This window comes from Streptomyces sp. enrichment culture (assembly GCF_964273145.1).
Lineage (GTDB): Bacteria > Actinomycetota > Actinomycetes > Streptomycetales > Streptomycetaceae > Streptomyces.
On record NZ_OZ186873.1, the window covers coordinates 5,054,746 to 5,067,727 of the forward strand.

General features: G+C 72.3%; 9 protein-coding genes. 7 read left to right on the plus strand and 2 right to left on the minus strand.

From position 1 onward, the window contains the following. Positions 1-254 precede the first annotated feature (254 nt). From ACSU6Z_RS22785 to ACSU6Z_RS22795, 3 genes are all read left to right on the plus strand, one after another. A complete protein-coding gene (locus ACSU6Z_RS22785; protein ID WP_437048247.1) occupies positions 255-614 on the plus strand; it encodes a hypothetical protein in 360 nt (119 codons plus the stop codon). A gap of 904 nt (positions 615-1,518) precedes the next feature. Next, positions 1,519-3,282 carry a thiamine pyrophosphate-dependent enzyme gene (locus tag ACSU6Z_RS22790; protein WP_437048249.1) on the plus strand — a complete coding sequence of 588 codons (1,764 nt, stop codon included), beginning with the start codon at positions 1,519-1,521 and terminating at the stop codon, positions 3,280-3,282. 96 nt (positions 3,283-3,378) lie between these two features. Then, positions 3,379-4,221 carry an RNA polymerase sigma factor SigF gene (locus ACSU6Z_RS22795; RefSeq protein ID WP_437048250.1) on the plus strand — a complete coding sequence of 281 codons (843 nt, stop codon included), beginning with the start codon at positions 3,379-3,381 and terminating at the stop codon, positions 4,219-4,221. A 308-nt stretch (positions 4,222-4,529) separates the two neighbouring features. On the opposite strand, the gene ACSU6Z_RS22800 is transcribed toward ACSU6Z_RS22795, so the two are convergent. Together ACSU6Z_RS22800 and ACSU6Z_RS22805 are read right to left on the minus strand one after the other, a co-directional pair. Then, the gene (locus tag ACSU6Z_RS22800) at positions 4,530-4,955 is read right to left on the minus strand and encodes an STAS domain-containing protein (RefSeq protein WP_437048251.1); all 426 of its coding nucleotides are present in this window, start codon (positions 4,953-4,955) and stop codon (positions 4,530-4,532) included. 82 nt (positions 4,956-5,037) lie between these two features. Continuing rightward, positions 5,038-7,407: an ATP-binding SpoIIE family protein phosphatase gene (locus ACSU6Z_RS22805; RefSeq protein ID WP_437048253.1), complete on the minus strand. Its 2,370-nt coding sequence runs from the start codon at positions 7,405-7,407 to the stop codon at positions 5,038-5,040. Between the two features lie 940 nt (positions 7,408-8,347). Between ACSU6Z_RS22805 and ACSU6Z_RS22810 the strand changes: the two genes are divergently transcribed. The 4 genes from ACSU6Z_RS22810 (at position 8,348) to ACSU6Z_RS22825 (ending at position 12,802) form a co-directional block, all read left to right on the plus strand. Then, a complete protein-coding gene (locus ACSU6Z_RS22810; protein ID WP_437048255.1) occupies positions 8,348-8,551 on the plus strand; it encodes a cold-shock protein in 204 nt (67 codons plus the stop codon). 343 nt (positions 8,552-8,894) lie between these two features. Then, positions 8,895-10,364: a DEAD/DEAH box helicase gene (locus tag ACSU6Z_RS22815; RefSeq protein WP_437048257.1), complete on the plus strand. Its 1,470-nt coding sequence runs from the start codon at positions 8,895-8,897 to the stop codon at positions 10,362-10,364. A 46-nt stretch (positions 10,365-10,410) separates the two neighbouring features. After that, complete coding sequence (locus ACSU6Z_RS22820) at positions 10,411-10,788, plus strand: CBS domain-containing protein (protein WP_437048259.1); 378 nt, start codon at positions 10,411-10,413, stop codon at positions 10,786-10,788. 328 nt (positions 10,789-11,116) lie between these two features. Next, positions 11,117-12,802 (plus strand): ribonuclease J, encoded by a 1,686-nt coding sequence (locus ACSU6Z_RS22825; RefSeq protein WP_437048260.1) that lies wholly within the window; start codon positions 11,117-11,119, stop codon positions 12,800-12,802. The last annotated feature ends 180 nt before the right edge of the window (positions 12,803-12,982 follow it).

The window sequence follows — 12,982 nt, forward strand, 5'->3', positions numbered from 1 at the left end:
GAGTCCGCGGCCGCAACTTCCGCTTGCACCTCACCCTCCGCCCGGAGGACCCCGCCGTCCGCATCGAGGTCACGGACGCCCGTGCCCGGTGCTCTCCCCGCGCCGTCAGCCGATCCGGACTCCGGCCGAGGGCTGCTGCTCGTGGACGCCCTCTGCACACACTGGGGAACGGCCCGCGACGCCCCTTACACCAAGACGGTCTGATGCGAAGTAGCCCTGGCCTGCCTGCCAGCGGCGTCTGCCACCTGAGCTTCATGACAGGCACGGAATTCAGGAACGTCGCCTTCCTCTGGGGCTGGTGGACTTCTTTCGAGACGGTGTGGATCGCCGTGCCGTGGCAGACCCGCACCCGTGTGTGGGGCGGCGGGGTGTACCGGCTGCCCGGCAGGCGACACATCCGGCGCGGCGCGGCCGAAAGACGCGTCGGGACGCTGCTCGCGGCACTGGGGCGCAAGGGAGTGCCGGCACAGGACCGGCCGAAGAAAGAGCGACTCGTCGACCGCTGGCACCGCATCGTCGTGGGCCGGTGTGTCCCCGTACTGCTGCAGAAGTCCCCCTCCTGGTGGCCGTGTCCCCTTCTGGTGGGGCGATCTTGCCCGGCCGGACCCCGGTGACGCCTCCGCGGGTGATCGTCGGCGCCCGGTTCCTCGCGGACGCGCCGCAGCCCGACGAGGCGGGTGCCGCCGCCGAGCCGCTCAGAACCCGGCTGCCGACGGGAGCCGACGAGCTCGCGGTGGCTGCGGGTTCACCTCCGGGTCGTTTCTCTTCCCGGGTGGGGGAGTGGTCAAGGACTTGCCGACGGCTGCAGGCGTGGCTGCCCTCGTCGTGATCTGGCCGCCCCTCCATGAGGACCTGTACCGGGACGGCAGGCTTCTTGCGGGTGGTTCACCGAACACCGCGGACCCGGGACCGTTGAGGAGGAGCCGGGCCGCCCGGCATCCTCCGCGTCACCGGGCCGGCTTCCGCCACTGCCCTGACCGATCTTCCGTCACCACGGGATCACCGACGGTAGGGTGAGGAACGATCACAGCGAGCACGACGATCCGCAGGGCGCGCGGTCGAGGCGGGTCGGCTCGCGGCTCCCCCCTTCCCGGCGAGCCGACCGGCCCGTGACCGGCATCCGGGTCCGCGGTCCGGCGTGCGGCCGGTCCGGTGGCCCGGCGACCGGGACGTCCGGTTCCCCGCCGTCACGCATGGCCGGCGGCAACCCGGCAATGCGCCAGGTGTGACACGCAGGGGAAGGGCCGTCCCGGTCCTGGTGACCGCCGTGGGGCGGCGTGGCCGCGGCGGTCGGGGTCCCGCCGCACCGGTGGTTCGCGGCCCCTCCGCTCACGCCCATGCGTGTCACCGGTTCCACCCGGCCGCGTCCGCACACGCTCCGCCGGCGCGTCGCCCTCCGCACCGCGCGCTCCCGCGAGGAACCGTACGAGTGGCTCGCGCCAGGACGGTCACCCGCCTTCCGGGAGGCCGGCAGGCCGCCCACCCCGACCGCTTCACCGCCCGACCTGGAGGATTCACGTGTCCCGTACCGTTGCCCGCGTCATCGTCGACGCGCTGAGGGAACTCGGCGTGCGTCAGGTGTTCGGCGTCGTGGGAGACGCCCTCAACCCCCTGACGGACGCCATCCGCACCACCGAGGGCCTCGAATGGGTGGGCTGCCGGCACGAGGAGGCGGCGGCGTTCGCCGCGAGCGCCCAGTCGCAGCTCACCGGCACCCTCGGCGTGTGCATGGGCACGGTCGGGCCCGGTTCCGTCCACCTCCTCAACGGGCTGTACGACGCGGCCAAGAGCCACGCCCCGGTCCTGGCCATCGCCGGCCAGGTACCGCTCGCCGAACTCGGCAGCGACTACTTCCAGGAAGTCGACAACGACGCCCTCTTCAGCGACGTGGCCGCCTTCCGCGCGACCATCACCTCCCCCGACCAGCTCCCGCAGATGCTGGAGACGGCGGTGCGCCACGCACTGGGCCGCAAGGGCGTCGCCGTCCTCACCGTGCCGGGCGACCTGGGGGAGCGGGAACTGACCGGTGACCGGCCGGCCCGGTTCTCCCTGAACGCTCCGGTGAGCCGGCCCGACGGACCGGCCGTCCGCCGCGCCGCGGAACTCCTCGACCGCTCCGAACGGGTCACCCTGCTCGTCGGCGAGGGCGCCCGCGCCGCTCGCGAGGACGTCCTCGCCCTCGCCGACCGCCTGGCCGCGCCGATGGTGCTCACCTTGAAGGCCAAGGCGGGGTTCGAGGGCGACGGCAACCCCTTCCAGGTCGGCCAGACGGGACTGATCGGCAACCCCGCCGCCGCGCAGGCCCTCCAGGACGCGGACACCCTCGTGCTGCTCGGCACGGACTTCCCCTACCGGGACTGGTATCCCGAGGGCCGGACCGTGATCCAGGTGGACACCGAGGCCACCCACATCGGGCGCCGGGTCCCGGTCGACGTCGGGCTGGTGGGGGACACCGGCGCCACCGTACGGGACCTCCTGGCCGCCCTCCCCGCCGCGACCGCCGGATCCGGGGGCGCGCGCGACCGCTCCCACCTGGAGAAGGCCCGCGACCGCTTCGACCGGTGGCGCACGAGTCAGGCCCGGCTCGCCGACCCGTCGCACGACGAGGGCGTCGTGGGCCGCATCCGTTCCGCGCTGGACAACCGCGCCCACGACATCCGCCCCGAGGCGCTGGCCGCCGCCGTCGACCGGATCGCGGCCGACGACGCCGTCTTCACCTCCGACACGGGCATGGCCACGGTGTGGCTCTCCCGCTTCGTGGAGATGCGCGGCGAGCGACGCCTCATCGGCTCCTACAACCTCGGCTCGATGGCCAACGCCATGCCCCAGGCACTGGGCGCCCAGTGCCTGGACCGCGAGCGCCAGGTCGTGGCCTTCTGCGGCGACGGCGGACTGAGCATGCTCCTCGGCGATCTGATGACCCTGAAGACGTACCGCCTCCCCGTCAAGCTCGTCGTCTTCGACAACCGCCGGCTGGGCATGGTGAAACTCGAACAGGAGCAGTCCGGTCTGCCCGAGTTCGGCACCGTGCTCGACAACCCCGACTTCGCCGCCGTGGCCGAGGCCATGGGCATCACCGGCATCCGCGTGACCGACCCGGCCGAGCTGGACGACGCGGTGCGGCGCGCCTTCCGCACTCCGGGCCCGGTCCTGCTCGACGTCCTGACCAACCCCGACGAGGTCGCCGTCCCGGCCAAGCCGACCGTCGAGCAGGGCTGGGGCTTCGCGGTCGCCAAGGTGAAGGAGGTCGTACGGAGCCACGGGGAGCCGACCGGAGACTGACGGAAGTTTTCCGGAATGCCGGCCGGTGACCGGGGTAGGCGCCTGCTTGCCGGACACTGGGCCGGCGAGGATGAGGCGATCGAAAGGGAGGGGCGCATGATGACGACGACCGTGCAGGCCGCTGGACGGACGGTGGACGTTCCGGAGGTCGCGGACCCCTCCAAGGTCGCGCCGAAGGACGCGCGGGAGCTGTCGAAGGTGTTCTTCGATCAGCTGGCGGTGCTGGAGGAGGGCACGCCCGAGTACCAGTACGCGCGGAACACGCTGATCGAGATGAACATGTCCCTCGTCCGCTTCGCGGCCGGCCGGTTCCGCAGCCGCGGGCCGGAGGAGATGGAGGACATCGTCCAGGTCGGCATGATCGGTCTGATCAAGGCCATCGACCGGTTCGAGCTGACCCGCGAGGTCGAGTTCACCTCCTTCGCGGTGCCGTACATCGTGGGGGAGATCAAGCGGTTCTTCCGTGACACCTCCTGGGCCGTGCACGTTCCGCGCCGCCTTCAGGAAGCCCGTGTCCAGCTGGCCCGTGCCAACGAGGAACTGCGCACCCGGCTGGGCCGGACGCCGACGGTCAAGGAGCTGTCCGAGCTGATGTGCCTGCCGGAGGACGAGGTCGTCGAGGCCCAGCTGGCCTCCAACGGCTACCGGTCCGCCTCGCTGGACGCGGCGATCAACGGCAGCGAGGACGGCGAGGCCGCGCTGGCGGACTTCATCGGTGACGAGGACGCGGCTCTCGGCCTGGTCGAGGACTTCCACGCCCTCGCTCCGATGATCGACGAACTGGACGAGCGCGACCGCAAGATCATTCACTGGCGGTTCGTGGAGGAGCTCACGCAGGCGCAGATCGGCGAACGCCTCGGCGTCTCCCAGATGCACGTCTCCCGGCTGCTCTCCCGCCTCCTGGCGCGTCTGCGCGAGGGCATGCTCAGCACCACCTGACGGCCGTCGCCGCGTCGCCCTGGGGGGCGGCGCGGGCGCCGGGCCCGGAGCCTCACCGCGCGGGGTCCTGCCGCATGCCGGCAGGACCCCGCGCATGTTGGACGCGCAGGCGCCCGGGAACCGGGACACCGGTTCCTCCGGACCCCCTGGACCTCCTCGTCCTCCGGCACGAAGGCGAACCTCCGGCACGAGGGTGGAGGGGGCACGGGTGTCCGTGACGCGACAGGGCCTCCGCCGGAACCGCCGCCCGCGCGGTGGACCGGATCACGGGCCGGGCTCGGCGGACGGGCGGCCGGCGGGTGCGGGGGTCAGTCCCCGGTGAGCACGTCCTCCGCCGTCTCGTGCAGCGCCAGGACGGAGGTGAGACGGGTGAGTTCGAGGATGCGTCTGACCTCCGGCCGGACCCCGGTCAACGCGAACCGGTGCCCCGCGTCCGACCGCCGGCGGTGTATGTCGACGAAGGCCCCCAGCGCGCTGGAGTCGCAGAACTCCACCCGGGTGAGGTCCAGGATCAGCAGCGGGACGTCCTGTATCTCCGTGGCGGTCAGATGCCCCAGCAACTGGGGCGCGGTGTGGTAGTCGATGGGGCCGTCCACGGTGACGATCGCGTGCCGTGGACCGCGGTGCGATGCGAGGGTCAGCGTCGGGCCGGTGGGGAGCAGGCCGTCGGAGCCGCCGGTCGGGGGTGAGCTGTCGGCGGGCTCGCGCGCCTCGGAGCCGGGGGAGGGGATCATCAGGGGCGGCTCTCCTGTGTCCGGGGCGAACGGGTCGGCTGGCTGTCCCGGTGCCGGGCGGGGCACCGGCCGGGATACGTCGTCACGAGGTCTTGACCTCCGCCCACACCACTTTCCCTCCGTCGATCCAGCGGGTACCCCATCGTGTCGCGATGGCGTCGACCAGGAATATGCCCCGGTGCCCGAACTCCCCGGGGTGGGAAACGATCAGGCGGGGCTCCTCGGGGCTGCTGTCCGTGACCTCCAGGACGACGCGCTCACCGGCGCGCCGCAGCTCCACGCGCAGCGGGGTCCTGGCGTGGCGGACGGCGTTGGCGACCATCTCGTCCGCTATCAGCATCATGTCGTTCGCCAGATGGCGCAGGCCCCACTCGTGCATGGCCTTGGACACCAGGTCACGGGCGTCGGGGACCGCGCTGGAGACCGGGGCGTAGTCGCGGGCGACCGCCACCTGGTGCGACGTGTCCTCGGGCCGGTGCAGGTACAGCATGGCGATGTCGTCGTCGTGCTGACCGCCGGCCAAGGTCTCCAGCCAGGAGTCGCAGTCCGCCTCGATCTCGCCCACGGGCCCGGCCAGCAGCTCCCGCAACTGCCGCAGCCCGTCGTCGATGGGGCGGCCGCGGCGTTCGACCAGGCCGTCGGTGTACAGCAGCAGCCGCGATCCGGGCGGCAGGGAGACCTCCTGCTCCGCATAGCGGTGCCTGCCCACCCCCAGCGGCGGTCCGATCTTCCCGTCCAGGAACCGCACGTCGCCCTCCGGGTCGCGCCAGACCGGCGGCAAGTGGCCGGCGACGGCGGCGCGCAACTGGTCCCGGCGGGTGTCGAGCACCGCGTACACGCAGGTGGCGATGGAGCCGGGGGCGATGTCGTCCACCAGGACGCTCAGCTGTTCCAGCACGTCGGTGGGGGCCAGACCGAGCTGCGCGTAGGCCCGGCAGGCCGTGCGGACCTGGCCCATGACCGCTGCCGCCTTGACTCCCTTGCCCATCACGTCACCGACGACCAGCGCCACTTCGCCGTCCGGGAGCGGTATGAGGTCCACCCAGTCGCCGCCGGCGCCGCGATCCCGCGCGGCGGGCAGGTACCGTGACGTGCTGGCGATCCCGTCGACCTGCGGCAGCGCCGGCAGCAGGTGGCGTTGCAGCTCGGCGGCCGCTTCCCGTTCCTGGCGGTACGTCTGCGCGTTCTGCAGCGCGATGGCGGTCTGCGCGGCGACACCGGTGACCAGGCGTTCGTGGCGTTCGGTGAAGACCCCCCGCTCGGGGTGGCCGAAGAAGAACCCGCCGAGCACGGCCCCCCGGGACATCACGGGGACGGCCAGGTAGCTCCGCACCGGCAGGTGCCCTTCGGGCATGCCGTGGTGCGGCGCGTTGTGCCCGTAACGCGGGTCCTCGGTGATGTCGTCGGACCGCACCACGCCAAGGCCCCGGAAGGTCTGCTCGAACACCTGGGTGTTGCGCGGCATGGGGAACTTGTCGAAGGCCGACCGGTCGACACCGGAGATCACATAGAGCAGGTACGACTCCCCGGTCTCGCCCAGGACGTTGTAGAAGAAGGCGCCGAACGCCGCCCCGGACAGGCGGGTGGCGGCGTCGACCGCGTGCTGGACCAGCGCGTCGAGGTCGAGCTCCGCGGCCAGGACGCCGCCGACCTCCTGCAGCAGCTCGACGATCGCCGCTTCCTCGCGCAGTTCCCGCTCCCGCTGCTCCCGTTCCCTCTGGGACCGGCGCAGCTCCGTCGTGGCGGAGCGCAGCTCGGCCACCACCGTCTCCAGGTGCGCGGCCCGCTGTTCCACCAGGCTCTCCATGTCCTCCAGGGCGGTGCGGGCCGCGTCCGCCTCCACGGCGGGCGACGGCCGGCCGGCGGACAGCAGTGCCAGGCGCGTGCTGCCGGTGACGGTGCGGAAGAGCGGGGCGACCTCGGCGGACAGCGGAACGCGGGAGAACAGCACCACCGCGAACCACTCACCCGGCGACAGGATCCCCCCGAAGGCCAGCACGGAACGCACGCCCTGCCCGGGGAGGAGTTCTTCCAGGCCGTCCACCCCGCTGCCGGACACGTGCACGACCTCGAGGCCGTCCGCCGGCGCCCCCGTGCCGTCCGCGTCCCCGGCCGCCACCCCCAGGCGTTCGAGCAGCCGGCGCACCGGCCCCGTCTCGCGGGTGGCGCGGGAGGAGGGCAGCGGTATGTGCAGCGGACCGGGGCTCCGGGTGCCGGGCCAGCGGACGTCCGGGCCACGGAATCCGGCCAGGGTCACGTGCCGTGCGTGCTCTCCGGGGAGTCCCGCGGCCGCCGGTGCCGCGGTGGCGGCGTTCCGCGACCCGGCGAGGAAGACGCCCACCGCGGCACAGGCGGGTCCGTCACGCCCGGCGACCAGGCTGTCGTGGAAGAAGTCGGCGACCCTTTGCGCCGCCGCGTCCGGTGAGGGCGCACCGCTGACGGCCTCTCGCAAGCGAGTACCGCATCGAGCTGTTTCACTGAGACCGAAGGCCGACAGATCGAACCGGACGTCCTGCACGCTGTGTCACACCTCGAGAGCTTAAGAGGGCAGGGCCATGGACAAACAGCAGGACCATGGACATAACAGGTTAGCCCCTGGCCGATTCTAGGTCGTCCCGATCCGTACTGTCGATCTGCTGCCCGGTCGCTCCGCACTGATGCGGCGCGGGCCGCCCTCGTTCGGTGTGACACGGTGAACGCCGCCCGCGGCGGTGGCCTGCGGCCGCCCGGTCGTTCACCGTCGTGCCGCTCCGCGCACCCGGCTCCCGTGGCGGCCCTCCCGGGGCGGGAGGGCCGCCACGGGTGAGGACCCGAGCGCTTCCTTGTCTTCACGGCAATCGGCCGCACGTGCGTCCGCCGCGAACGCATCGCCCGGCGACATGACCTGTAAGCGGTGGGACCGTGCGCAGTTCCAGGGGGTGGAAAGGCCGGCGACGGCGTTCGGGCCCTGGTCGAGGCCACTGGCTCGAAGGGCGCGGGCCGGGGAGGTGCGGCCGTCTCGCTGCCGTGCCGGGCGGACGCCCGCGGTCCCGGGAGCGGCCCGATCGCCGGGACACGGCGAACCGAATCTCCTCCCGTCCTCCTGTGCGAACGTTGCGCTCCGGCTGGATCAATATCTGTGCCCGCAGGCCGAGGTTTCAACGGAACATGCAGACAGATTTTCTGCCGCAGTAAATGAGGTGGGATTCTTCACCGTACTCGGGCCGCTGTGGCGTGCTACTGTCGATCTCAGTTGCAGTTGTGGTTCCCGAAACTTCAAGTGCCTCCGGGCGGCTCCTGTGCCGCTGGAAGTGCTTTTGTGTATCCGGTCTTTTTCCGGCGGGGTGATCATCGCAGCGACGCGGGGTCCGCGCAGTGCGGACCCCGAAGCACTGCCCCGAAGGAGAAATGACATGGCTGCTGGTACCGTGAAGTGGTTCAACGCGGAAAAGGGCTTCGGCTTCATCGAGCAGGACGGTGGCGGCGCCGACGTGTTCGCCCACTACTCGAACATCGCCGCGCAGGGCTTCCGCGAGCTGCTCGAGGGCCAGAAGGTGACCTTCGACATCGCGCAGGGCCAGAAGGGCCCGATGGCCGAGAACATCGTCCTCGCCTGACGCTTACGCGCACTCGGCAGCCGGGGCCCGCATCCTTTGGGGTGCGGGCCCCGGCTGTTTCGTTTCCCGTTGAGGCCGCACCTGTGGGCGGTGACCGGGAAAACCGCAGGACCACCGCCCGCGACGTGCCTCAAGGGGTGCGCGCGACCTTTCGTGGATTCATCGCGGTGGACACCCGGACATTGCGTCCGCCTTGCGTCACCCATATCGGTGCCTGCGCCCGCACGGATTCTCCGTCGGCCAGATCCACTTTCGCATTCCACCGGCCCATTCTTGCAATTCTCCGTGCTGAGCGTCGCTGCGGGAATTCCTTGACATGTGTCGCCTCAAGGAAGGTCCCGCAATGAACCGCACACGCACGAACGACCGCCTCGCCCGCACCCGTGACGACGGCACCGGCCCCGACGCAAACGGCCGCCGATCCGGCGGGCCGGGCCGTTCCGGTGGGCAGGGCCGTCGTCCCGCCGTCCAGGGGGAGTTCGCGCTGCCCGGGACGACCACTCCCGCGCTTCCCGCCGTGGAGGACTTCGCCGGTCTCGACATGCCCGGGCCCCTGCTGGCCGAGCTCGTCCGGCAGGGCGTGACCGTGCCCTTCCCGATCCAGGCCGCGACCCTGCCGTACTCCCTCGCCGGCCGGGACGTCCTCGGCCGCGGCCGCACCGGCTCCGGCAAGACCCTCGCCTTCGGACTGGCGCTGCTGGCCCGTACGGCCGGGCAGCGCGCCGAGGCCGGGCAGCCACTGGGGCTGGTCCTCGTACCCACGCGCGAACTGGCGCAGCAGGTCACCGACGCGCTCGCCCCGTACGCCCGCTCCGTGAGGCTGCGACTGGCCACGGTGGTGGGCGGAATGCCGATCGGCAGGCAGACGAGCGCGCTGCGCGGTGGCGCCGAGGTCGTCGTCGCCACGCCGGGACGCCTCAAGGACCTCGTCGACCGCGGCGACTGCCGGCTGGACCAGGTGTCCGTCACCGTCCTCGACGAGGCCGACCAGATGACCGACATGGGCTTCATGCCGCAGGTCACCGCCCTGCTCGACCTGGTCCGTCCCGAGGGACAGCGCATGCTGTTCTCCGCCACCCCCGACCGCAACGTCGACCTGCTCGTGCGCCGCTGCCTCAGCGACCCCGTCGTGCACCCCGTCGACCCCTCGGCCGGCGCGGTCACGACGATGGAGCACCACGTCCTCCACGTCCACGGCGCCGACAAGCGCATGGCGACCACCCGGATCGCCGCACGCGACGGCCGCGTGATCATGTTCCTCGACACCAAGCACGCCGTCGACGGCCTCACCGAGCACCTCCTCGACAGCGGGGTACGGGCCGCCGCCCTGCACGGCGGGAAATCGCAGCCGCAGCGCACCCGCACGCTGGCGCAGTTCAGGAGCGGGCACGTCAACGTGCTGGTGGCGACCGACGTCGCGGCGCGCGGCATCCACGTCGACAGCCTCGACCTGGTCGTCAACGTCGACCCGCCCACCGACCACAAGGACTACCTCCGCCGCGGCGGCCGTACCGCCCGCGCGGGGGAGTCCGGCAGCGTCGTCACCCTGGTCACCCCCGGCCAGCGCCGCGGCGTGACCCGCCTCATGGCAGCGGCCGGCATCGTCCCGCGGACCACCCGGATCCGCCTCGGGGAGGAGGCCTTGCACCGCATCACCGGGGCCCAGGCCCCCTCCGGCGTCCCGGTCGTCATCACCGCACCGGTGGCCGAACGCCCCGAGGAGCGCCGCGCCACCTCACGCGGCCGGCGCCGCCCCGTCCCGGCGGCGCGCCCCGCGCCCGCACGGCGGTCCACCGCCGGTGCGGCGGCGTAGGGCCTTCGTGACCAGGAAGCCGGCCCGACTCCGCAGGAGGCCCCTCTTGACGCTGGACCAGACGCGACTCCGCCCGGCGAGCACCCACCCCGCGCACGGCACGGCGGCCGACACCGTGGACGCGGCCGGACCGCAGGTCTGGCAGGACATGACCGTGGAAGTGGCGCTGTCCGTGATGGCCGCCGCCCGGACGGGCCGCCTGGTCGTCTGCGACGAGGACGGCCTGTGCACCGGTCTGGTCACCCGGGCGCGGCTCACGGCCGTTCGCGACGGCTCCGGATACACGGACCGGATCCGCCTGGGCGACATCGCCGACGTCATCGGGCCCCTCGCCGCGCCGCCGGCCACGCGGGCCGCGCCCGCCCGCGTCGACGGCCCGCTGCGGAGGGCTTCCGCGATGCTGGGCACCCCCCTGTCCGGCTGACCGGCGGGACGAGGGGGTGCCGAACGGAACGGTGAGTGCCCCGCCGGCACGTCGGCGGGGCACTCACCGTTCCGTCCGGCCCTCGGCGCGACGCCGGTGCAGCGGCTCCGCAGCCGCCCTCGCGGGGCCGCCTCGACACCGCCGGTGCCTCGGCCTCGCCGCGGCCGAGGGACCGCGCGTCCGGTCGCCCGGCCACCACTGCCGGCCCCGGCCGCCGGCGTCATCCGATCGTCCCGACGCGGCGGGGGCGGGTACCCCGCCGCGTCGGGACGAAGAGATCACACCGACAATGGATCATTCGGTCCCTCTCTGCGGGTAACGTCAAGGCATGAGTCATCCGCATCCCGACCTCAAAGCCCCTCCGCCCCTTCCCGAAGGAGGGCTGCGGGTCATCGCCCTGGGCGGCCTGGGTGAGATCGGCCGCAACATGACCGTCTTCGAGTACGCCGGCAAGCTGCTCGTCGTCGACTGCGGCGTGCTGTTCCCCGAGGAGACCCAGCCCGGCGTGGACGTGATCCTGCCGGACTTCACCTCGATCCGCGACCGGCTGGACGACGTCGTGGCCGTCGTACTCACCCACGGCCACGAGGACCACATCGGCGGCGTGCCGTACCTGCTGCGCGAGCGCTCCGACATCCCCGTCGTCGGTTCCAAGCTGACGCTGGCGTTCCTGGAGGCCAAGCTCAAGGAACACGGCATCCGCCCGCGCACGGTGCGGGTGCGGGAGAACGACCGGCGCGGCTTCGGGCCCTTCGACTGCGAGTTCGTGGCGGTCAACCACTCCATCCCGGACAGCCTCGCGGTCGCGATCCGCACCGGCGCCGGGATGGTGCTGCACACCGGCGACTTCAAGATGGACCAGTTCCCCCTCGACGAGCGCATCACCGACCTGCGCGCTTTCGCCCGCCTGGGCGAGGAGGGCGTGGACCTGTTCCTCACCGACTCCACCAACGCCGAGGTACCCGGCTTCACCACCTCCGAGCGTGAGCTGAACCCGGCGATCGAGCAGGTGATGCGCACCGCGCCGCGGCGGGTCATCGTCTCCAGCTTCGCCAGCCACGTGCACCGCATCCAGCAGGTCCTGGACGCCGCCCACCAGTACGGCCGCAAGGTCGCCTTCGTCGGCCGCTCGATGGTCCGCAACATGGGCATCGCCCGTGACCTGGGCTACCTGAAGGTCCCGTCCGGTCTGATCGTGAGCACGAAGGAGCTGGAGAAGCTCCCGGACCACAAGGTCACCCTGGTGTGCACCGGCTCCCAGGGCGAGCCGATGGCCGCGCTGTCGCGGATGGCCAACCGCGACCACATGATCCGCATCGGCAAGGGCGACACCGTCCTGCTCGCCAGCTCCCTCATCCCCGGCAACGAGAACGCCATCTACCGGGTGATCAACGGACTCACCCGGTGGGGCGCCCACGTGGTCCACAAGGGCAACGCCAAGGTGCACGTCTCCGGGCACGCCAGCGCCGGCGAACTCGTGTACTGCTACAACATCGTCAAGCCCCGCAACGTCATGCCCGTGCACGGGGAGTTCCGTCACCTGCGGGCCAACGCGGACCTGGCCATCCGTACCGGCGTCGACCCCGACCGGGTCGTCATCGCCGAGGACGGCGTCGTGGTCGACCTCGTCGACGGGCGGGCGTCCATCACCGGCAAGGTCCCCGCCGGCAACGTCTACGTGGACGGCATGGAGGTCGGCGGCGCCACCGAGGCGTCCCTCAAGGACCGCCTCACCCTCGCCGAGGAGGGCGTCGTCACCGTCGTGGCCATCGTGGACGCCGACACCGGCGCGCTGGCCGAGCCCCCCGACTTCCTGGCCCGCGGCTTCGTGCACGACGAGACCACCTTCGAATCGGTCGTCCCCGTCATCGAGAAGACCCTGGCCGGAGCGGCCGAGGAGGGCGTCGGGGACGCGCGCCAGCTCGAACAGCTCATCGCCCGCTCCGTGGCGAACTGGGCGTTCCGCACCTACCGCCGCAAGCCCCTCATCATCCCGGTCATCATCGACGCCTGAGCCACGGCCCGGCGGCGGAACCGATCCCGCCGGCCGGCTGCCGGCCGGTGGGAGGGATCCTCGTCCGCGTCGGCCGCGGCCCGCCTCACCCGGTCGCGCACCGCAGTCCCGACCGGACGGAACTCCCCGGCGATCCGGCCGGGCGGCCGGGCGGCCACCGCGCCGGCACGGCTCGGCAGG